The organism is Kribbella sp. NPDC104218 (assembly GCF_055584105.1).
Genome location: NZ_JBVJMQ010000002.1, coordinates 1,515,482 through 1,537,368, shown reverse-complemented (window position 1 = coordinate 1,537,368; position 21,887 = coordinate 1,515,482). Strand labels below are relative to the sequence as shown.

16 protein-coding genes are annotated in these 21,887 nt (G+C 69.5%); 5 read left to right on the top strand and 11 right to left on the bottom strand.

Going from position 1 to position 21,887, the window contains the following annotated elements:
• Positions 1-22: 22 nt before the first annotated feature.
• The 5 genes from ACZ6ZD_RS23035 to ACZ6ZD_RS23015 form a co-directional block, all read right to left on the bottom strand.
• Entirely contained in the window at positions 23-427 is a 405-nt protein-coding gene (locus ACZ6ZD_RS23035; RefSeq protein WP_465675285.1) for a nuclear transport factor 2 family protein, read from the bottom strand.
• Positions 428-491: 64 nt separating this feature from the next.
• Positions 492-2,063 (bottom strand): serine/threonine-protein kinase, encoded by a 1,572-nt coding sequence (locus ACZ6ZD_RS23030; protein WP_465676085.1) that lies wholly within the window; start codon positions 2,061-2,063, stop codon positions 492-494.
• A 53-nt stretch (positions 2,064-2,116) separates the two neighbouring features.
• Positions 2,117-2,623: a hypothetical protein gene (locus tag ACZ6ZD_RS23025; RefSeq protein WP_465675283.1), complete on the bottom strand. Its 507-nt coding sequence runs from the start codon at positions 2,621-2,623 to the stop codon at positions 2,117-2,119.
• Positions 2,623-5,364 carry an ATP-binding protein gene (locus tag ACZ6ZD_RS23020; protein ID WP_465675281.1) on the bottom strand — a complete coding sequence of 914 codons (2,742 nt, stop codon included), beginning with the start codon at positions 5,362-5,364 and terminating at the stop codon, positions 2,623-2,625. Before ACZ6ZD_RS23020 ends, ACZ6ZD_RS23025 begins: the two co-directional genes overlap by 1 nt.
• A complete protein-coding gene (locus ACZ6ZD_RS23015) occupies positions 5,361-7,265 on the bottom strand; it encodes a hypothetical protein (protein WP_465675279.1) in 1,905 nt (634 codons plus the stop codon). The genes ACZ6ZD_RS23020 and ACZ6ZD_RS23015 overlap by 4 nt, the downstream gene beginning before the upstream one ends.
• A 106-nt stretch (positions 7,266-7,371) precedes the next feature.
• On the opposite strand from ACZ6ZD_RS23015, the gene ACZ6ZD_RS23010 reads away from it, so the two are divergent.
• The gene (locus tag ACZ6ZD_RS23010; RefSeq protein WP_465675278.1) at positions 7,372-9,594 is read left to right on the top strand and encodes a helix-turn-helix domain-containing protein; all 2,223 of its coding nucleotides are present in this window, start codon (positions 7,372-7,374) and stop codon (positions 9,592-9,594) included.
• A gap of 28 nt (positions 9,595-9,622) precedes the next feature.
• Here the strand turns inward: ACZ6ZD_RS23010 and ACZ6ZD_RS23005 are convergent, their stop codons facing one another.
• A complete protein-coding gene (locus ACZ6ZD_RS23005) occupies positions 9,623-9,994 on the bottom strand; it encodes a hypothetical protein (protein WP_465675276.1) in 372 nt (123 codons plus the stop codon).
• Positions 9,995-10,112: 118 nt separating this feature from the next.
• A complete protein-coding gene (locus ACZ6ZD_RS23000) occupies positions 10,113-12,887 on the bottom strand; it encodes an AfsR/SARP family transcriptional regulator (RefSeq protein WP_465675274.1) in 2,775 nt (924 codons plus the stop codon).
• A 133-nt stretch (positions 12,888-13,020) separates the two neighbouring features.
• Here ACZ6ZD_RS23000 and ACZ6ZD_RS22995 point away from each other — a divergent pair, with 133 nt between their 5' ends.
• On the top strand, positions 13,021-14,202 hold the full coding sequence (locus tag ACZ6ZD_RS22995; RefSeq protein ID WP_465675273.1) for a mannosyltransferase family protein: 1,182 nt from the start codon (positions 13,021-13,023) through the stop codon (positions 14,200-14,202).
• Between the two features lie 9 nt (positions 14,203-14,211).
• Here ACZ6ZD_RS22995 and ACZ6ZD_RS22990 read toward each other — a convergent pair whose 3' ends face one another.
• Positions 14,212-14,802 carry a TetR/AcrR family transcriptional regulator gene (locus ACZ6ZD_RS22990; protein WP_465675271.1) on the bottom strand — a complete coding sequence of 197 codons (591 nt, stop codon included), beginning with the start codon at positions 14,800-14,802 and terminating at the stop codon, positions 14,212-14,214.
• Between the two features lie 88 nt (positions 14,803-14,890).
• Between ACZ6ZD_RS22990 and ACZ6ZD_RS22985 the strand changes: the two genes are divergently transcribed.
• Positions 14,891-15,493, top strand: coding sequence for an NADPH-dependent F420 reductase (locus ACZ6ZD_RS22985; protein WP_465675269.1), 603 nt, complete (start codon positions 14,891-14,893; stop codon positions 15,491-15,493).
• 25 nt (positions 15,494-15,518) lie between these two features.
• Here ACZ6ZD_RS22985 and ACZ6ZD_RS22980 read toward each other — a convergent pair whose 3' ends face one another.
• Together ACZ6ZD_RS22980 and ACZ6ZD_RS22975 are read right to left on the bottom strand one after the other, a co-directional pair.
• Entirely contained in the window at positions 15,519-16,193 is a 675-nt protein-coding gene (locus ACZ6ZD_RS22980) for an alpha/beta fold hydrolase (protein WP_465675267.1), read from the bottom strand.
• A gap of 36 nt (positions 16,194-16,229) precedes the next feature.
• Positions 16,230-16,994, bottom strand: coding sequence for an MBL fold metallo-hydrolase (locus tag ACZ6ZD_RS22975; protein ID WP_465675265.1), 765 nt, complete (start codon positions 16,992-16,994; stop codon positions 16,230-16,232).
• Positions 16,995-17,208: 214 nt separating this feature from the next.
• Here ACZ6ZD_RS22975 and ACZ6ZD_RS22970 point away from each other — a divergent pair, with 214 nt between their 5' ends.
• Complete coding sequence (locus tag ACZ6ZD_RS22970; RefSeq protein WP_465675263.1) at positions 17,209-17,946, top strand: peptide deformylase; 738 nt, start codon at positions 17,209-17,211, stop codon at positions 17,944-17,946.
• A gap of 40 nt (positions 17,947-17,986) precedes the next feature.
• Positions 17,987-19,135, top strand: a complete 1,149-nt coding sequence (locus tag ACZ6ZD_RS22965; RefSeq protein ID WP_465675261.1) for an esterase-like activity of phytase family protein — start codon at positions 17,987-17,989, stop codon at positions 19,133-19,135.
• Here the strand turns inward: ACZ6ZD_RS22965 and ACZ6ZD_RS22960 are convergent.
• Positions 19,069-21,819, bottom strand: a complete 2,751-nt coding sequence (locus ACZ6ZD_RS22960) for an ATP-binding protein (RefSeq protein WP_465675260.1) — start codon at positions 21,817-21,819, stop codon at positions 19,069-19,071. The genes ACZ6ZD_RS22965 and ACZ6ZD_RS22960 overlap by 67 nt on opposite strands.
• Positions 21,820-21,887 lie beyond the last annotated feature (68 nt).

Below are 21,887 nucleotides of genomic sequence, written 5' to 3'. Positions count from 1 at the left end.
CCACCCCGCCGCCACCGAGGCCTCAAACCCCGGTGGCGGCGGCCGTGTCGGCGTACAACTGAGCGCTGCTGATGCGGCCGTCCCGGACTCCGAACAGCCAAAGGTTCTGGATCACCTTGGCCACCCCGGTCGCCTTCGGCACCGCCGTGTTCGTCAGCCTGACGACCAGATAACCGTCGGCCTCGATGATCTCGTCGACCTGGATCCTGAACGACTCCCACACAGCATCCCCGCCAGGCGGCCCGCCGAAGAGCTTCTCGAACGGCTCGATCCCGCTGAATTCCCCGCCGTACGGCAACGAGGCCGGCAGCCGCGTCACCAGGTCGTCCCGCAACATCGGCCGAACCGGGTCGCGATTACCCCGCTGGAACAGCTCGGTCAGAGCGTCGGCCAGCTCAGCGGCGCTGTACTCCGGTTGCAACGGCATGCTTGCACTCCTCTGCGATCCGTACTGTGCCGCCAACAATACATGTTGGACATAATCTATTCGGCTACTTGACGAGGGTCTGGAGGATGAGGAAGGCGGGGATGACGAGGCTCAGGAGGACGACGGGGGCGGGGTTGCGCGGGTCGGCGGCGCGGGCTTTCGAGGTGACCGCCAGGGCGGCCAGGCACAGGACGGTTCCGATGCCGACCAGGATCGTGTCGACGTAGACGTCGTCATCGGCCAGGTAGAGGTGGTGTCGCTGGAAGAAGTTGGGGATCTGTAAGAGGCTGAAGTAGATACCTGCCGTGATGCCGCCGAGGAGCAGACCGCCGGCTCGGGCGGTGGTGGGAGCTGCGGCGTTCGGGCTGGTTCTCTTGGGTATCTGGAAGCAGATGCCGACCAGCACCACGGCGAGGACGGCGGGTATCAGGAACCTGATGAGATCTTCGGTGACGATCAGGAAGCCGACGCCGAGCAGGGATTCGCCCAGCCACAGGGAGCTGCAGAGCAGTGCGGCGGGCGGGCCGAGGCGGCGGTCGAGAGCCGGCGCCAGAGCGGCGCCGATCGCGCCGCCGACCAGGAGCGCGGCGGCCAAGACACCGAAGAACCACAGCGGAAACTCGTCGTACACGCTGTAGCCGAGCGCGACGAGGAAGACCCCGACGGCCCAGGAGTGGACGCCCGAGAACCAGGTGCGTAGCGCGAGCAGGCGGGGGTCGGCCGTCGGCTGTTCGGTGGGGAGGGGTTTGGTGGATCCGTCGCTGCCGAGTTTCTCGGTTGGGCGGTCGGCGGGGGTGAGGGCGTTCTCGAAGGTTGGGTAGCCGTTGGCGATGGCGGCCAGCTGGGTGCGGGCCGCGTCGGCGTCCAGGCGGGAGTCTGGGTCTTTCGTCATCAGGCCGGCGATGACCGCGGCGAGCCCGCCCGCGTTGCGCGGCGGGGCCGGGTCGCGGGTCATCACGGCGGCGAGCATCGCGGGGAGATCGTCGTGGTCGAAGGCCGGTCGTCCTTCGACGGCGTAGTAGAGCGTCGCGCCCAGCGACCACAGATCCGCCGCGGGCCCGGGCTGCGCGCCGGAGAGCCGCTCCGGTGCGACGTATCCGAGGGTTCCGGTGATGATGCCGGTGCCGGTCAGCGTTCCGGTCGCTCCGGCGACCGAGGCGATCCCGAAGTCGGTGAGCATCCACCGGCCGTCGCCGTCCAGCATCACGTTCTGCGGTTTCACATCCCGATGCAGGACGCCGTTGTCGTGCGCGGTGGTCAACGCCGCCAGCATCCGCAGCCCGAGCTCCGCCGTCCGCCGCGGTGACAACGGCCCCTCGCTGCCCACAGTCTGCGCAAGCGACTCACCCGGCAGCAGCCGCATTACGATCCACGGCCGGCCGTCCTCGGTCACCACATCATGAATCGTCACGATCCCCGGATCGTTCAGACCAGCCGCGGCCCGAGCCTCCCGCAATGCGCGATCGTGGAGGTTCCGCTGCTCAGCAGCGCTCAACCCCGGCGGCAGCCGCAACTCCTTCACGGCCACCTCCCGATGCAGAACGGTGTCGAACGCCTTCCACACCGTCCCCATCCCACCAGCGCCAAGCGGCTCCGGGCCCAGCACATATCGGCCCCCGGCCAGCGTCCGCTCCATCACGGAAAGCACCCTAACCGCTCCCAGATGTCACCACCCCCGAGTCGAATCCACTAACCAGCCGCCGGTGGTTGATGCCCAGCCGAGCCGCCGTCCGCCGATCCACCGCCGTCCGCGCCCCCTTCGCCAGTACCGCCCTCTGCGGAGCCTTGTTCGCCACCCCGGCTGAAGGCGCGTTTGGCGGCCATCCCGGCCAACGTCGCCGACAGCAGGACGGCAGGCAACACGCCACCCGCATCGACGTTCGGCGTCTCCTGCGGGCGCGAAACCGGCACGTCCACCCGCTCGGACGTCGGCGTCCCCTCCACCGCCTTCTGCATCCGGCGCGCGATCGTCCCACCCGAATCGGCCAGACGCGCGACCTGATAGCGCGCCTCCTGACTACCGGCGGCCTCCCTGGACACTCGCTCGTAGGATCGATCCGGCCGTACCTCGGCCACCTCGCGAGCCAGCGGCGCCTCCCCGTTGAGCAGCTGCTCCGCGGGGTTGGCGGTCGGCTGTCGGGCCGGACGATCGCCCGCTGCGCGCTCGGGCGTCCGGGACTCGTTGTCCATCGCCATCAGTTCTCCTCCTCCATCGGTATCCCCAGGACGTGCACCGGCCAGTCGCTGGCCAGATCGAGGTACTCCGCCGCGGCCAGCAACCGCCGCCGCGGATCGGGCCAGTTGCTCAACCTCGCGACGGCTGCCTCGAACCGCGGCGGTACGCCGGTCATCGTGGAAACCGGCGGCAGCCACATGTCCGGATGGCCGCGGAGCTGTGCGAGCTGCGCTGCACTGTTCCCGTTCAGCTCCAGCCCGCGCGCTGCCCAGTCGGCCGTCGCCGGATGCGCGGCGTCCGGGCTCAGCCCGGGGGAGCGGAGCGCGGTGAGGACGTCGATCCAGCGGTAAGCACCCGCCTGCCACTCGACTTCCGTCCCATCGCAGGCCACCGGCTCACCATCGAGCGCGGCGGTCGCGCTCACCGCGAGGTGCGTCGCCAGCGCTTCCGGCTGGTAGTACGGCGACAGTCCGCGATACCGGCCGTCGATCGCCGCCTGCACCCGGTGCGTGATCGCGCATTCGACGGTACGCCGATCCGCGTCCGCCGTAAGTTCGCGAAGCCACCCACGATCGGGACGAGGCGCCGGTCGGCCTACCAGATGCGCGACGGTCAACAGCTCGATCCACAGGACCATCCTCGGCTCCTCCGCGAGCCGACCGGCGACGTTCAGCTCCCGCAGCGTGCAAGGACGACGCGAGCACTCCCGGCCGCAGGCCACGCTGCGCCGCTCCCGGATGGCCGGCGGCACGTTCCGGCCGACGGCCTCCCGATCCTCCCCGAGCGGTACGGCGATCCGGATCGGCCGATCCATCCCGTCGGCGAAGACCGCCGCGACTCCCGGCGGCAGGCTCACCAGCTGTCGCGACTGGGCCTCGTCGAGATTCATCGTCGCGCCGACCGTCCGCCGATCGTCGGCGGCCGGCAGCCGATGGACGATCTTCAGTGCGGTGTTCTTGAGGACGTCCGGGACGATCTTGCCGGGAATCTGCTCGGCCACGACGATGCCCTCGCCGTACGCGCGGATCTCGGCGAGCAGCGCACTGAACAACTCGACCGCGTGCGCCGCCGGCGACCCGGGATGGGCGCGCTTGAGTAGCCGGTGGGCCTCCTCGACGACCGTGACGTGGCGCAACTCGACCGCTCCGCCGCGCCGCCTGGTCCGGAGGTGCTCGTGCAACCGGATCAGCACGGCGCCGATGAAGAAGGCCTTGTCCTGGTCGTTGCCGACGTCCTCGATCTCCAGTACGACGTTGCGCTCGAGCAGGTCGGCGACGTCCAGCGGATGACCGCCTTCGAAGAACCGGCCGGTCGTCCCGAGCCGCAACGAGCTGATCCGGACGTCGATGAACCCGCGGATGTTGTCGGTGATCTCCCGGCCGTAGCCGATGCCGTCCACCACCTCCAGTGCGGTGCGCCGCAGATCGGCGAGAGTCGGGTACCGCGGGACGACGCCGCGGATCCGGGACTCACTCAGCACCGGATCCCAGCCGAGGTCGAGGTAGCAGCGGGTCAGCGCGTGGCTGAGAACCTGCGGGAACGGCTCTTCGGTCTCGAAGGCGGCCAGGAAGAGCGCGCGGACCAGGTCGAGATGGGTCTGGATCGGGAAGCCGGGTTCGGGTTCGAGGGGGTTGAGCCCCACCGGCAGAGCGCCCGGCGCACCCGGCCGGATGACTGTCACCGCGCCGTCGCCGATCCGTCCCGCCATCGCGGCGTACTCGGCCTTCGCCGGCTCGATCACCAGCCAGGGAACGCCTGCCTGGTGGAGCTGTTCCAGCAGATACCGCACGGTCTGCGACTTGCCGGCACCGGTGGCCCCCGCGACGAAGGTGTGCCGGTTCAGCGTCTCCGGATCGACGCCGAACGGTCCGGCGGGCTGGTCGGCGTTGTCCAGGACGACGCCGAGGCGGATCGGCCCGTCGCGTTCGGGGGTGACGTCGAAGCCCATCGGCTCGGTGAGCCGGATGCCCGCGAGCTCGGTCCGCGGCGGCCGGGCGATCGCCGCGAGAAGTTCGGTACTGCCGGTGAACGGCGGGGCCGAGGCGGCGTCGGCGAGCGGCGCCGGGTGGGCGCCGGGCTGAATCACGTACGGCAGATCGCCGAGATCGCTGCCCGCGCACAGCACCGCCGCCGTCTGCCGGACGGCGGCTGCCGTCACGCCGCCGACCAGGACCCGGATCCGCCAGGCGCCGTCGGCGCGGGATCGGCTCAGCTCGCGATAGCGCGCCTCGGATCGTTCGAGCGTGATCTGTTGGTCCGGGTTGTTCGGCCGGTTCCGCAGCCGCGGGATCTCGATGCCAAGGGCAAGCAACTCCTCGTCGACCGCGGCCGCGGACAGCGGCGTCGCGAGCACCAGCCAGCCGAAGGGACGGGCCAGGTGGCCCGCGTAGTCGTCGAATCCGCCGCGCCGGGTGCGTCCGGTCCAGAGCGCGTCGACCCGGCCCGGGCAGGCCACCCAGACTGGCAACCGGCGGAGCTCCGCGGCGACGTCCGCGACGCCGAGCTGCGTCCCGCGGGCACCGGGTGGGAACAGCAGACCGTCGCGGCCCGTGGTCAACGGAAAGTGCGGCCGGCCGCCGGCGACGAACCGCAGCCGCTCCGCGCCGGGCAGGCGATACCACGCGACCGCGATCCCGGCATCGCGCTCCCGCTGCAGCTCGGCGTGTGCGCCGGTCAAGGCCCCGAACAGCTGCTCGCCCTGCTCCGGCTGCCGCGGCACCGAGGCGATCTCGTGGAAGCCGAAACCGTCGAGGAGCGTCATTGTGCGGTCATCTCCCGGGTCGGCCCGACCTGATCGAGGAGCACGATCCCGGGGTTGCAGTCGCCGGTCACCACTCGGCGGCCGAGGGCGGAGGCCTCGACCAGCAGGAACGCGGTCGGCGGTAACGCCTGGATCGTCGTCGGCTCGACGATCGACTCGTAGACGCGGGAGTGCGTCCGGCCGTCCGTCCTGGAGTCGGCCTCGGACTGGTTCACGGTGTCCTGCCAGGATCGGCTGCGCGTCTCGGTGAACGATTCGGACTCCGAGACGCCCGACGATCCCGACGTCCCCCGCCCGGACGAGCGGTTGTCGGCCCAAGCGAACAGCCCGGTGGGGCCGGAGCGAGCGGAGTTGGTGCTCCAGCCTGTTGTCGACGAAGTGCTCCGTCCGGTGCCGGTGCTCGTCCCGTCGGAGCCGCCTTCGGCGCGCGCCGTCCCGGTCGTGAACGTCTTTCCGATCTGCTCGGTCAGCTGGCTGAGGACGACCTTGTGCTCCCGGCCGATGAACTCGGCCGCCGCGGCGGCGTCCTGGGCGTTACCCATCCGCATCACGACCGCGGCGCTGTCCGAGCTGCCCAGGATCTCCTTGAGCTCGTTGCGCAGCCGCTCGAAAAGCAGCACCAGCCGGACGCCGGAACGCCGTGCCTCCTGCGCCAGCGATTCGACGCCGTCGAGGCCGATGTGGTCCGCGCCGGCGACGACCAGGACGCCGTCCCGGCCCGCGCGCTGGTGCCGGATGTCGCGGAGCAGGCGCTGGAAGACGACCCGGTCGAGGATCTCCTTGCGCCGGACCCGCAGGCTGGACGTCGTCACGATCGTCAGACCGCGCGGCAGCCAGATGGACGCCGGGTCGGCGTCCGGGTCGATCGGCCGCTCGTCCTTGCCGAGCAGGTTCAGCGTGCTGCTCAAATGCTGCAGGGTCTGCTGGGTGCGCTCACTCTGGCCGAGCAGATCGACTCGGGCCGTCAGCGCGGTGACCTCGGCCATTGTCAGCGGGCCCTCGTCGTACGTACGGCGCAGGACATCGAGCCCGGCGGCGAGCCGGGCGAAGGTCGGCGGTTCGACGAGCGCACCGGCGACCGTGTCGAGCAGGTCGACGGTCAGCGTGCGGACGTCCGCCCGTTGTTCGGTGTACCGCAGGGTGCTCACGGCCTGGGCCACGAGATCGGCGGTCTCCTCCGGCTCCAGCCCGGCGAACACGTTGAAAGCCGCCAGGTCCGCAGGCAGCCAGAGCTCGGCGACCCGACCGCCCCGGAACGCGACGAAGTCGGCCAGTCCGCCGGCGACGTACCGGTCGCTGAGATCCAGCACGGTCACACCGACGCCGGACTCGATCAGCGACGAGCCCAGCGTGGCGAGCAGGCTGGCCCAGCCGTCCCCAGTGCCGCCGAACACGTCCACGCGGCTCGGCTCGGAGTCCAGCTGGATCGGGTGCCAGCGCGGGCTGCCGGCCCAGCGCAGCCGCTCGCCCTCGTCGAAGGCGTCGACCCGCCACCGCCACTGCTGATGCTCGCGCAGGAACTCGTGGTACTGCGCCTCCCGCTCGGTCATCGCCGAGGCCCAGGCCGCCTTGATCTTCTGCCGGGGGCGCACCACCGGGAGGACGTAGGACAGCACCGCGCCGATCGCGCCGACCGGCGGCGCCAGGATCGGCTCGACGAGCATCACGATCAGCCAGGCGCACACGGTGATCGCGATCCGCTTGCCCATCCGGGCCCGGCCGGTCGCCAGCTGGTGCTCCCAGCGCGCCACATCGGGCCCGATCGGCGGCTCCACCCAGGTCGGCTCGAGGTCGGCCTCCGGGCACCTGCCGATCGGCGCCGGCTCACAGTGCTCCCAGCCCCAGCGCTCACCCGGAACGAACAGGCGGTCGATCAGCGCGGACTTCGTCTCTTCTTCCACCCATCCACCGTGACTGCGAAGCGGCGGCCGGAGCCAGGCCACGAACCGGCCATATAGGGCCGGTCCGTCGCTAGAGTGGCCGCTCGGCCGAGCAGGACGGAGTGCGATGACGGAGTTCGGGAACAGGCTGCGCGAGCTGCGGGAGGCGGCTCGGATGACCCAGGAGGAGCTCGCGAAGCGGGCGGAGATCGGCTTGCGGACGCTCGGGCGGCTCGAGTCCGGCGCCCAGGTCAACCCGCGGCTCGGGACGATCCGGTCGCTCGCGAACGCGCTCGATTTGCCCGAGGAGCGGCTGGTCGGCCCGGTCACCTCGGCGTCCGATCAGGGGCCGGTGATCACCTCCGCGCCTGACCCGATCCTCCAGCGGCTCGCCCCGGCTCTGGACGATCTGGCCCTGGCGGTGGGGCATCGCTGGCGGCGGGAGTACGAGCACCAGCAGCTGAACGATCCGTTCCCACTGCCGGTTCGATGGCGCCGGATCGAGCCCGCGGCTGAGCTGGCCGGCGCGGACCTGGTGGGGGAGTTCGCCGGGTCCGGCGCCTATTACCGGCAGGCGCCGTCCGGTCGGCTGGTGGTGCTGGGCGGTCCGGGCTCGGGAAAGACGATGCTGGCGATCCGGATGGTCCTCGATCTGCTCGGCGACCGCGACTCGCTGGACCCGCTGCCGGTGTTGTTCGCCGTCGGCTCCTGGGATCCGACGGCCGGTAGGGCGAAGGACTGGCTGAGCAGTCAGTTGATCCGCGACTACCCGCACCTCGCGGCGATGACCGGGAGCGGTCTCACGCTGGCCGCCGTCCTCGTCGACAACCGTGCGATCCTGCCGGTTCTCGACGGGTTCGACGAGATCCCGTCCGGACTTCGGCGCGCGGCCCTGGATGCCCTGAACCGCACCTCGTTGCCCATGGTGCTGACGAGCAGGCCCGACGAATACACCGACGCCGTCCAGGGACTGTCCGGTGCCACTGTGGTCGAGCTGGCTCCGCTCGCCGGCGATGACGTGACGAGCTACCTGCCCGCAGCGATCCGCCTCGGCGCCGCCGGTTCGCCCGCGGTGTGGCGTCGAGTGGCGTCCCCGAGGATTCTGGCGGCGCTCGACACGCCGCTGATGGTCTGCCTGGCTCGCGCTGCCTACTCCGACACGCTGGACGCCGAGCCCGCCGAACTGCTGGACGAACGGCGATTCCCCGACTCGGCCGCTATCGAGCAACATCTCGTCACCGGCTACGTCTCCTCGCTGTACCGGGACGAGCCGGGCGGCACGGTCGAGCGCGGCCGCACCTTCAGACCGACCGAGCGGACCGATCGACACCTGCGCTACCTGGCCCGGCACGCGGAGGACCTGAAGACCACTCACCTGGCCTGGTGGGAGATCGGTACCGCGGTCAGTCTGTGGACGCGCTGTTTGGTCGTCGGAGTGGTCTCCGCGCTCACGATCACGGTGCTCTGCGCCCTCCTGACCATTCCGATCGCAGTGGCCTTCGGCAACCAACCACCGCTGACGACGATTCGGCTGCAGACCTTCAACAGCATCGTCAACGGTTTCCTGGCCGGCGCCGTCATCGCTCTCGCCTACGGCCTGGTCCGCTGGAAGCGTCCCGCCGCGCTCGCGCCCTCGCGCATCCGGCTGCGGATCGGCCGGCACCGCCCACCCGGCGCGATTCCCCTGGCCGACCTCCGCGCGCGGGTGCTCATCGCCTTCCTCTGTGGCCTCGCCTTCGGCGCCGGCCCCGCCTTTGCCTCGGCGCTCGCCTTCGACGTCCCCTTCGGCACCGTCCTCGGCCAGACAGCCGCCGGCGGCCTCGTCATCGGTGTCGCCGCCGCCACCGCGACCGCCCTCGTCTCCTGGTTCACCGCACCCGCCGAGCTCGACACCGCCGCGGACGTGAACAGCTTCCTCACCGCCAACCGCTCCACCGCCCTCCGCCAGATGCTCCTCTGCGGCCTCGCCGGCGGAATCGTCCTCGCCATCGGCAGCATCCCGCTCAGAACCTTCGTCCTGGAGCGAGTCCGCCAAGTGGCCCCCGAAGTGACCACCGGCGGCCTCCTCCTCCCAGAACCCGGCTACGAACTAGTAGTAGGAATCACCGGCGGCATCTGCTTCGCCCTGGCCTGCGGCCTCATCCTCACCGCCTGGGGCCAATGGCTCGTCCTAGGCCGCCTCTGGCTCCCGCTCACCGGCAAACTCCCCTGGAACCCCATCGCCTTCCTCGAAGACGCCTACCACCGAGGCGTACTCCGCCAACCCGGCCCCACCTACCAGTTCCGCCACAACTTCCTCCAAAACCACCTCGCTACCCGCCCCAACCAATCGCAGGTGGACAGTCAGTAACCAGCGGCGACATCGAGGCGGTGCAGGGTCAGGATCGGTGCCAGGTGGAGCAGTGGAACTTGCCCCTGTTCGCGACGCAGGCTCGCCAGTAGTAGTTGCCGCGGGCGACGATTCCGGTCAGCCAGTGGTTGTACCGCGTCCCGATCCAGCCGTCCCAGCGCTTGGGTTTGGCGCTGGTCGCACGGTCGAGGTAGATCGCTTCCTCGGAGAAACCGGACAACCCCCGAGCGGTGCCGTCGTTGCACAGTTCGACGGTCAGCCAGCGTCCGCCGACGTAGGTATCGCGCTCAACGCAGGAGGCTGTCTCTCGCTGAGGTGCTGCGGCGGCGGGGATGCTGATGCCGGAAACCGCTGCGACAGCGAAGGTCAAGCAGCCCACGGCCCGGGCAAGACGACGCATGGTAATTGAGTTCCTCTCAGTTCTTCGTGATCGCCGGCGCGGCAGATGCCAGTCGTTGCCGCCGCCGGATTCGATCTTTTCACCGGCCGCTGCCGGGGGCCTGCCTTGTCGAGCGCGCTCAGGACAGCGGCGGGACAGGCGGCAGCTTGCTCAGGAGCTGATGAACTCGGTTCGTGTGATCGGTGCGCCATTCGGAATCCTCCGAGATGGCCAGTAGTTGCTGAGCCCGGAGCAGCGTCGTCCGGGCCTCAACCGGTGAGCCGACCTCGAGCTGGGAGTCGCCCAGCCGAACGAGCGCGGTCGTCAACCCGCCATGATTGTCCAGCTGTTCGTTCAGCTGGACGGCTTCGGCGAAGGCGTCGAGGGCGGACCGATGGTCGCCGACAGCGCTGAGGGCCTGTCCCAGTGTCTCCGCTGCGTACGCGGTGCCCCGTACGTCCGCCGTTATCCGATGCAGCCGCAGTGCCTCGGTCGCTGAGGCGATTGCTTCGGTAGAGCGTCCGACCGACAGTAAGGCCATGGCCAAGTTGTTGCGTAGGGTCGCTTCTTGCTCGAGGTCCGATGCCCCGTCGAGCGCCAGTCGCAGCTGGTCCATCGCCGCGTCCGGCTGACCGAGCAGGCGCAGGGCAATACCCAGGTTGCCGCGGACCAGCCGGACGCCGTAGTCGTGACCAAGCTCGCGGAAGAGCTCCAGAGCTTCGCGCAAAGCGGATGCTGCGGCCTCCACGTCGCCTGCCATGCCGAGAGTCGCGCCGTGCTGGTTGAGCGCGACCGCCTGCAAGAGCGGGTCACCGGCGAGTGTCGCCGAAGTGACCGCCGTGGCCTGGACCAGACGACTCTCGTTGAGCGCATGGCTTCGCTCCAGGTCGTCCCACAGCATGACGGCCAGTCGAGCGGCGAGTTCGTGCTCGCCCCGTTCGGCCGACCCGACGACGAGTGCGATCATCGTGCGCCGCTCGGATTCGAACCACCGACGTGCTTCACAACTGGTGTTGATCCGAGGTGGTTCGGCGGTGGCCGGGGGCGGGACCAGCGCTGGTAGCAACCCCGGGCCGCCCTGGATGCCGCGAGCGAGGTCCGCCGCCGCGAGGTACCAATGCACCAGCCGATTCGCGGCCGCGTTGCGAGCCTCCGGCTCGTCCTCGACCTCCGATCGTTCCCGCGCGTAGGCCCTCATCACGTCGTGCAACCCGACCTGCTGCGCGTTCACCCGGCGAACCAGATGCAAGTCGATCAGAACAGCGAGCGTCCGCCGTGCCTCGGCGACGGGCAGGGCGGTCATGGTGGCGATCGCCGGTAGCTGCAGTGATTCCACCGTCGTTGCGCCGAGAGCCCGAAACATCGCCGCGGCCGTCGGGTCGAGCGTCTGGTACGACCAGGACAGAACGGCTCGGACGTCGGTTCCCGGGCTGTCGCCGCTGCTGAGGACGTCGATCCGATCGGCCAGGTTGCGCAGTCGCTCCACGATCGATTCAGCGCCGTCGGCGTACCGGTTCAGCTGCTCGGCGATGATCGCCAACGCGAGTGGAAGACCGCTGCAGAGTCGCACGAGTTCGTCGAGCGTCGGTTCGTCCACCGGCTGGCTCTGGATCAACTGACGGAGCAGCACCCTGCCTTCCGGCCCGGTCAGGACCGGTACGGCGATCTGTTCCGCACCGTCTCTAATCGTGAGGCTGCTCAGGCGACGCCGGCTGGTCACGATCATCCGGGCGGACGAGCCGGGCAGTAGCGGTCTGAGCTGATCCGCGCTCCGTGCGTCGTCCAGGATCAGCAACAGCCGGCGTCGCGTGAGCTCGGTGCGGAGCAGCGCGCTGCGCGATTCGACGTCCTGCGGGATCTGCGCGCCGGGGACGCCGATACCGCGCAAGATCGTGTCGAGTGCCGTGTCCGTGGTCATCGGCTCGCCCGCGCCGTATCCGTTGAGCCCCAGGAACACCTGGCCGTCGGGAAAGTGTTCTTTCGCCTGGTGCGCCCAGTGGACGGCCAAACTGGTCTTTCCGGCACCTGCTTCTCCGTGCAGGACGACGACGTGTGCCGCGTCGGCGTCGGACGAAAGGAGACGATCCAAGGCCTCGAGCTGTGCTGCTCGGCCGACGAAGCGCCGCAGATCCAAGGGGAGTTGTCTGGGTTCCTGCTCCCGCTGGGGTGGGCGAGCGGAGGTCGACAGCTCGTGCACCGGGACGTCGTCCTGCAGCAGCTGCAGATGGAGCGCCTGAAGGTCAGCGGAAGGATCGACCCCGAGCCCGTCGGCGAGCTGCGTCCGCATCCGCTCGTAGGACTCGAGCGCCTCCGGTCTTCGTCCTTCGGCAGCGAGGGTCTGGAGGAGCCGAAGCCACAACGATTCCCGCAGCGGAAAGGTATCGATCAGCGTCCGGAGATCGTCATGAACCCCGCTCGTCCGCCCGGCCGCGAGGTCGAGATCGATACGGCGCTCCAGGCCGCTCAGGTAGCGCTCGGTGAGATAAGCGCCGTGTGATTGCCGGATTGCCGGCAGGATGCCGCCGACCAGCGGCTCGCCCCACAGCGCGAGGGCCTGGTCCAGCAGCTCGCGCTCGCGGGCCCCTTCCGCTTGGTCGAGCAGCGCCACGAACCGTAATGCGTCGACCATCGCGGGAGCGACATCCAAGGTGTAACCGCCGTCGTCGCGACTGATCGCGGTAGGTCCGAGCAGGCGCCGGAGCTTGGCCATCATCGAATGCAGAGCCGCCCGGACGTGCTTCGGTTCCCGCTCGGCCCAGAGCGTGTCCACCAGTGTCTCCGCTGTCACCGGCCGTCCGGCGCGCAGTGCCATGAGTGCCAGACACGATCGGAGCGTGGCGCCGCGGACATCGACCACACGGCCGTCGACGGCGACCTCGAACACCCCCAGGAGACGAATTCGAAGACTGCTCATCGCTGCATGGTAGTCACGACCGGATCGACTGGCCATGAAAAAAAGTTGCTGGCAGCAGTGGCGGCCGCAGCTCGAGAAGGGGAGTGCGGGCTTCGGGCAACGAAGAGGTGGATGCCCCTCGTTTGGAAGGCCGATGATGCTTCTCGAACGCCGCCCGCCCGTTCACCGCCTGATGCGGGCGGCGAACGCCGTCCGGTTGTCCTCGGCCGATCGCGCCGTCCTCGGTATCTACGTGTTGACCCGGGTCGCGATCTGGCTGACGGCGTACGCGGCGGTCTGGCTGTTTCCGGCCGATGGCAAGGCGCAGCAGCCCGCTGACATCCGAACGGCGTTCGTCCAGTGGGACTGGATCCACTTCGTCCGCATCGCCCGCGACGGCTACTTCCCGGACGGCGCTGGACCGCGGAGCGACGACTGGGACAACCGGGAGGCGTTCTTCCCCGGATTCCCCCTGGCCCTGCGAGCCGTACACGCAGTCGTCGGCGACTGGGTCTGGGCCGGTCTGCTGATCTCCTTCATCAGCGGCGGCGTCGCCGTTCTGGCACTGGCCAGAATCGCCCGCCTCCAGTGGCCGGACACGGACACCGACCGTACGGCCGTCCTGTTCCTCCTGACCTCGCCCTGCGCGATCTTCCTCGCCGTCGGCTACTCCGAAGCCCTCTTCCTCGCGCTGGCCCTTCCGGCTTGGCTGGCCGCCCGCCGACACCAGTGGGCCCTGGCCGCCATCCTGTGCACGCTAGCGACCACCGTACGGATCAGCGGCCTCTTCCTGGCCGCAGCGATCGCCGTACAGTTCCTGGTCGATGCGCGAGCCCACCGAAACTGGCGCGCCGCACCATGGCTGGCCGTCCCCCTCACCGCAGCACTCGGCTACACCCTCTACCTCTTCGAAATGACCGGCGACCCGCAAGCCTGGCAACACGCCCAAGAACGCGGCTGGTACCGAACCGCCACCACCCCGTGGCACACCTGGACAACCACCTGGGAAGCAGCCTTCGGCCACACCCAACTCACCGGCTTCGCCTACATGTTCCAAGCTGAACTAGTTGCCCTAGGCATCGGCATGACCCTCCTCATCTCCCTGCTCATCCGCCGCCAATGGGCCGAGTCCACCTACATCGCCCTCAACCTCACCGCCCTGGCCACCTCCTACTGGTACATGTCCATCCCCCGAGCAACCCTCCTCTGGTGGCCCCTCTGGCTAACCCTCGCCGCCCCCCGCCACCCCCTGATCCGCACCACCTACCTAACCCTCATCCCACCCCTCTCCACCATCTTCGCCCTCACCTACCTAACCGCCCGCTGGGCCGGCTGAGCACGCGCCTCAAGATCGGGCGCTGATCGAGTGGATGGCGGCGTCGACCGCGGGGGCCAGACGGCGGGGGTCGGGGTCGGCTTTGACGAGTAGTTGAAGGCCTTCGAGGAGGGCTGTGAGCATTGCCGCGGTTGCAGGTAGATCCAGGTCGGGGGCCAGCTCGTCCTGGGCGGCGGCGAGGCGGAGGCCATGGAGGAAGCCGGTTTCGACGGCAGTCAGGGTGGAGGCGATGCTCGCGGCGATCTCGGGGTCGCCTGGTAGGCACTCGCCGGCGGTGTTGGCGATCAGGCAGCCCCGCGGCTGATCCTGCTGGACGGCGAGATCGATCGCGCCCATCAGGACGGCGCGGATGCGGGGGAGGACAGGGCCGCCGGTCAGCAGGTCGGGAGCGAGCTGGTCGGCCAGCTGCTCGCGATAGTGCGCGAGCGCGCGGCGGAAGAGACCGTGCTTGTCGCCGAAGACGCGATACAGCGAGCCGGGGTGGACGCCGAGGGCCGTGGTCAGGTCGTCGACGGAGGTCGCCTCGTAGCCCTTCGTCCAGAAGAGCTCCATGGCGCGGCCGACGATCTCGTGTTCGTCGAAACTGCGAGGTCTGCCCATCCGGTCAGCGTACCTCGTAGTTGAACGGCGGCTCTCAAACGGCTAACTTCGGGTTTGGGAATGCTCGCTCAACTATTCGGAGGTTGTTATGGGCATCGGAATCATCGGCGCCGGCGCGATCGGCGGCGCGATCGCGGAGATCTTGGCCCGCGCCGGGATCGACGTGGACATCGCGAACAGCCGGGAGCCGTCGACGCTGGCCGGGCTGGCCGCGCGGCTCGGCCCGCGGGTGCACCCGGTATCGCGCGAGCAGGCCGCCCGGCAGGACGTCGTGTTCGTCGCGGTGAACTGGTCGAAGCTGCCCACGGCGCTGGCGGATCTCCCGCCATGGGACGGGCGGATCGTGATCGACACCAACAACTCGCTCGAGGCGCCGTTGTTCCAGCCCTTCGATCTGGGCGGGCGGACGTCGACGGAGGTGTTCGCCTCGATGGTTCCGGGCGCCCGCGTCGTGAAGGCCTTCTCGCATCTGCTGCCGGGCCTGCTGACCGCCGACCCGGTGGGGCGGGGTGGCCGGCGCGTGCTGTTCCTGACCGGGGACGACGCCGAGGCCCGAAAGACCGTTGCGGCGTTGATCGACCGGCTCGGCTTCGCGGCGATCGACCTTGGTCCGCTGGCCACCGGATCGCCCCTGCTGCAGTTCCCCGGTGGAACGCTGCCTTCCCATCATTTGGTGATGATCGGCGCCTGACCTGGGGAGGTCAGGCGCCGGGGGACTAGCGCGAGGCTTCGTCGATGGTGTCGGCGACGACGGCGGCCTGGGTCATGAAGAGCGCGTGGCTGGCGGATACGTTGGTGATCTTGGCGCCGGCCCGGGCGGCCATGTGCTGCAGCATGGCCTGGTCGAAGGCGCGGTCCTCGGTCGCGATGACGGCCCAGGTGGGCTTGTCGCGCCAGGCCGCCGCGGTCACCGAGCTGGCGAACGCGGCCATGTTGATCGGCACCTGGCTGTCGCGCAGGAAGGCGGCGTCCGCGTCGGTCGCGTCGTGGGCGAAGCCGGCCTTGAACTTGTCGTGGTTGAGGAAGCCGTAGCCGTCTTCGGTGACGTCGATGACGAAGTCCGGGGTGGCGGCGAAGCCCTCGTACTGCTGGCTCGTGGTCTCACCGGCGTCGGGTGCGAGGGCCGAGACGTAGACCAGTCCGGCGACGTTTGGGTGGACGCCGGCCTCGGTGATGACGGTGCCGCCCCAGGAGTGCCCGACCAGGATGGTCGGGCCGTCCTGCTGGTCCAGGATCCGCGTCGTCGCGGCGACGTCGTCGTCCAGTGAGGTGAGCGGGTTCTGGACGATCGTCACCCGGAAGCCGCGCGCGGTCAGGATGTCGTAGACACCCCGCCAGCCCGAGCCGTCGGCAAACGCTCCGTGTACCAGTACGACGTTCTTGATGCTCATGATCTAGTCCTCGCAGTTGCTGGTGGGTAGATGTGGTCAGATGCCGAAGTCGAGGCGGTCGGCCAGGCCGGCGGCAGTGAAGGCGTTGATCAGGTCCTGGCGGTCCTCGGTGAAATGCGACCAGGAGTCGTAGTGGACCGGCACGACGCGGTGGGCCTCGAGGATTCCGGCCGCCTCGGCGGCTCCCGTGCTGCTGAGCACGATCGGCTCGCCGTTGAAGAGGGCGGGCAGCCTGGGCGCGCCGGCGAACAGGATGGCGGTGTCGACGGGTGCGAAACGAGTGGCGATCTCTTTGACGAGGTCCAACGAGGCGTTGTCCCCGCTCACGTAGACGGTTGGCAGTCCGTCGCCGGTCAGGACGAGACCGACGACCGGCCCGAGGAAGCGCTCGACCTGTTCGCGCGGACCTGGTCCGTGCACGGCGGGCACGCCGGTCACGCTGACGGTTCCGCCATCAGGCCGGTCCAGCTCGACGCGCTCCCAGTCGGCCACGCCCTGGGCGTTCTGCCCCAGGCGCTCGGAGGCTGCCGGAGTAGTCAGGACCAGCGGGACGTCGGCGAGCAGCGCCCGGCCGTCGGTGTCGAGATTGTCGGGATGCTGGTCGTGCGAGAGCAGGACGACGTCGATCGGACCCAACTCGGCGGCCGTATGGGTCGACGGCGCCGTCTTGAGCAGGAGGCCACCCGGCGTGGGGTACTCACCGGCTCCGTCGAAGGTCGGATCGACGAGGAAGCGGAGGCCGCCGTACTCGAAGAACACGGTTGGCCCGCCGGTGGCGCGGACAGGGAACTGGGCTGACATTTCAGGACTCCTTCAAGGGCCGGCCAGAGGGCTCGAGCAGGAGAAGAATGCAATATATTGCAAATCCTGTCAACGATCTGGGGACTCCTCGCCCATGAGTGGAGCAAGTCAATATATTGCTGGTCCAGACCGGCAGCGGGTGTCCACAAAAAATAAAGTGCGGGCGGCGAGGATCGTCGCGAAGCTCCCGCCCGAGACAACTGGATTGGATGCCATGAGACTGACCAGGCGTACCCTGCTCGCCGGCAGCGCGGTGGTTCCCGTGGTCGCCGTCGCCGGTACCGCCGCAGCGGCGGAGCGTCGGCCCGCGGGTGGTGGACACGCGATCAGGGACCGGATCGTCGAGCTCGTCGACAAGTACCACGACGGCGTCGCTCCGATCGTCCAGCTCGGGGAGCCGGTGTTGCGGCGGATCGCGGAGCCGTTCGACGGCCAGGTCGATGACGCCGTACTAGATGCTTTCGTCGAGCTGATGCGCCGGACGAACAAGGCCGCGCCCGGCGTTGGGCTGGCGGCGCCGCAGATCGGCGTGCCGGTCCGCATTGCTGTGCTGGAGGATCCGGCGACGGTTTCGGCCGAGGTGGCCGCCGCGCGGCAGCGCTATCCGCTCGAGTTCTTCGCTGCCATCAACCCGCAGTACCGGGCGGTCAGTCAGAAGCGCCGCGGCTTCTACGAGGGCTGTCTGAGCATGTCCGGCTGGGCCGGCGTCGTCAATCGGTACCTGACGGTTGAAGCCTCCTACGTGGACCGGACCGGCAAGTCGTGCAAGCAGATTTTCAAGGGCTGGCAAGCGCGGATCGTCCAGCATGAGGTCGACCACCTCTACGGCACGGTCTACCTCGACAAGGCCGAGCCACGTTCCTTCACGACGATCGCCACCCTGCTGGCGCAGTGGAACGACCCAGTGCCGACCAGAGCAGCGCAGAGCCTGGGGTTCCGTCTCGATCTGTGAGCCCGGCCGGCTCAGCTCATTTCAACCAAGGAGATTTCTCATGCGTTGGCAGAAGCCACTCGCGATCGCAGTTGCCGCTGCGCTCAGTAGTTCGCTCACGGTCTCGGCCGCGGCTGGTCACCGGCCGGCCGGAAAGGCCTGCGGACCGAACGCGAAGTTCCTCGGGTTCTCCGACTCGCTGGACAAGACGACGTACGACGGCCAGCTGGTTTCCGGCCTGTCGGCGTTGAGTATGACGGGGCCGAGCAATGCGGTCACCCTGGTCGACAACGTCGGGACGACGCCTGCCCGGGTCTTCGATCTGAAGATCACCAGTACGGCGACCGTCGCCGTCAACGGGGTAACGGTCCTGCGGCGTCCGGACGGAGCGGCCTACAACGGGCAGGACTTCGACGGTGAAGCGCTCGTCGTCGAGCGCGGCAGGCGCACGATCCTGGCGACGTCGGAGCGAGAGCCGTCGATCCGCCGGTTCCGGCTCTCCGATGGTCTGCAGGTCGGTTCGCTCCCGGTGCCGGCGCGATTCCAGGTGGCCCCGGCCGGCGAGGCGGCCCCGAACGGAACCTTCGAGTCCTTGACGGCAAGCCCCGACGGCCAGACGCTGTTCGCCGGCCTCGAAGACCCGCTGGCTCCCGATGGCCGGGACGCCGAGGGGCGCGGACGGAACCGGATCCTGCACTACAAGGGCACGACCGGGCGGGACTATCAGGTCGCGGCCCAGCTCGCCTACCGGACCGATCCGCGGCTGTCCCTGGTAGAGCTCGCCTGGGCGAGCCCGACCCAGCTGATCTCCCTCGAGCGCGGCTTCACCGCGGGCGTCGGCAACACCGTCCGCGTCTTCACGGTCTCGCTCGCCCGTGCTACTGACGTGACGAAGCGCGCATCCCTGGTCGATGCCCCCAGCAACGTCTTTGTGCAGAAGACGCTGCTGTTCGACCTTGCGGACTGCCCGCCGTCCGGCGCCGTCGCCAAGCAGCCGCAGCCGAATCCGCTGCTCGACAACGTCGAGTCGCTGGCACTCGGCGGCTATCTGACGAACGGCGACCGGCAGCTCTACCTGCTGTCCGACGACAACAACAGCCCGACCCAGACGACCCGGTTCTATGCGCTGCAGGTCGCCCTGGATCAGTCGCCGCTGTCGGTCAGCGCGTCGCGGAGACCGGCGCGGGCGGAGATCCCGAGTTTCGGGTAGATCCGGTAGAGGTGGGCGCCGACCGTGCGATGGGACAGGAACAACCGCTCGGCGATCTGTTTGTTGCTCAGGCCGCTCGCCGCCAATCGGGCGATCTCGAACTCTTGAGCGGTCAGCTTGCCTGCTGCCTCTGGATCACCCGGTCCGGGACGCCGATAACCGGTGGCGCGCAGTTCCTGCACGGTGCGCGTCAGCCACGGCTCGGCGCCGATCGCGGCGAAACCGGCCTGCGCTTCGAGCAGGTGGCTGCGGGCCCGCGCGAAGGCCTTGCGCCGGCGAAGCTTCTCCGCGAACGCCAACCGGATCCGGCTGATCTCGAAACGCCAGCGCTGTACGTCGGCCGAGTCGAGGAGCTCTTCGAGTCGCCGGTCGGCCTCCTCGTCGGTGCGGACCAGGGCCTCGACGCCGTACTGGACCAACGCCATCCGCGGCGAGATCGCAGCGATGTCCGCCGTCCGTACGGCGTCGGCGTGGGCCCGGGCCTCGGTCGTCCGGCCGGTCCGCAGCGCGGCTTCGACGAGGTCGATGACGACCCACAAGGCCATCGGCACACGAGGCTCCAGCACTCCGGGAGGGTTGATCGCGGTGGCGTGCAGATAGGCGGACTCGAAGTCGCCTTCGGCCGCCGCGGCGAGTGTCCGCGGATAGTGGGCCACGGCCACCGCTCCCGCAATTCCGCGCGGAAGCGCCCATCGGGTGATCTCGTCGGCGAGCGTGTACGCCTCGTCGGTCCGCCCGCGCGCCGCCGCGACGCTCGCGCGGTTGAACTGGAAGTACCAGGCCAGGAAGGGGAAACCGGCGTCAGCGCAGACCTGCTCGGCCTCTCTGGCCAGCTGTTCCGCCTCGTCCCATTCGCCGGTGAGGAAGTCGTCGAGACAGAGGTGCATGAGCGCCCCGAGCTGACGACGTGGTGCGCCGCCGGCGCGCCCTTGCCGGACGAGTCGCCAGGCCGACTCCCTGACCTCTCCGAGCCGATCGGCGTAGATCGCGGCGGTTCCGATGCGCATGGCCCGGGTGAGGTCGTCCTCGTCGGACAGCGTGGAGATCAGCGCGTCCAGGTCGGACTTCGCGTCCGCGCCGGTGCGGACCGGGTCGATGAAGGTCTTCCCCACCACCGCGAGGAGGTCCGACGGACCGGGAACCAGCCGTTCCATCGCGCGCTGGAACACCGCCCAGTACTCAGGAGTGCTTGCGTACCACGAGAGCAGCATCAGGGTGTGCATCGCCTCGTCGAGCGCGGGGTCGTCGCTGCGCCAGCCGTGCTGACCGGTCTCAATGGCGCCGGCGAGCAGCCGGTGGGCGGTGTGGACGTCACCGTCGCCGTTGAGGATCAGCAAGGCGGCGGCGTTGGCCGCGTTGAGCGCCGCGGACGGCTCGAGGTCGGCCGTGTGCGCATCGGCGAGCAAGGTGGGTAGATCAGCGCCGCCGCCGCCGGCCTCCGCGCCCAAGTAGGCCGCCTGCGCGAGCCGGCGCGCGCGGTTCTCCTCGGAGGCGCTCAGCTTCGCGGCGCGAACCAGCGTCGAAACAGCCCCGAGGACGTCGCCGCGCTGCATGACCCGCCGAGCGGTTTCGTCGAGCATGGCCGCGACCGTCTCGTCGGGATCGATCGCCGTGGCGGCCAGGTGCCATGCGCGGCGCTCCCAGTTGGCGGGGAGGGCGGCGGCGAGGTCGAGGTGGGCGTCTCGGCGCTCCTTGTGAGTGGACATCGCGACGATCGCCGACTGGATCAGCGGATGCCGAAAGGTGATCCGGCCGGTCGGCCCGTCGATGTGGACGAGTTGGGCCCGTTCGGCCGGCGCCAGATCGTCCAGGCCGGTGATCCCTCGCAGGGTGCGGATCTCGCCACTGCCCTCGAAGGTTGCGAGCAGCAACAACCGTCGGGTGGCGTCCGGCAGGCCGGCGACCCGCGCGGCGAAGACGGACTGCAATCGGCTGTTGAGCGGAACGATGTCGGAGGCAGGCGTGCCCGCGTCGGACAGGACGGCGGGGACGTCGGCCTCTGCCAAGGTGGCGGGCAACTCGACGAGTGCGAGCGGGTTGCCCTGGGCAAGGTTGAGCAGCCGTTGCCGAACCGGTCGCGGCAGCTCCGGGTGACGCGCGGCGACGAACCGGGCGGCGGCGTCCTCGCTGAGCGGCTGGACGACGACCTCGGTGAGGCCGCGGCGGTCGAGGAAGCCCTCGGCCCCGATGCGCGAGGACACGACCACCCCGATCGAGGTCCCCTGGACGCGGCGCGCGAGAAAGCCGAGGACGACGGCGCTCGGTCGATCGACCCACTGCACGTCGTCGACGATCACCAGCACGGCCGCCTGCCGCGCGGCCGTCGACAACAGTGACAGCGTGGCGTTGCAGACCAGCAAGGCGGGCGGCGGCGCCCCCGGCCCGAAACCCAAGGCGACGGTCAGTGCCTCGCGCACCCAGGGAGGCTGCTGCTCGATCTCGCTGTGGACAGGTAGCAGCAGCTGGTTCAGGACCGAGTAGCTGATATCGGCCTCGAACTCCGAGCCCGAGGCGCGCAACACCCGCATCCCGGCCGCGGCCGCGAGTTCCGCGGTGGCGGCGAAGAGCGTGGACTTCCCGATCCCCGGTTCGCCGCGAACGATCCGGACGTCGCCGCTGCGGCGCGCCGACTCGAGAAAGCGCGCGATCCCGGCGAGCTCCGCTTCGCGCCCGAACAGCTCCAAGCTCGCAACCTCCGGCTCACCCAACGCAACATGCAATATATTGCAAGCGTAGCCGACGATTGTCAACT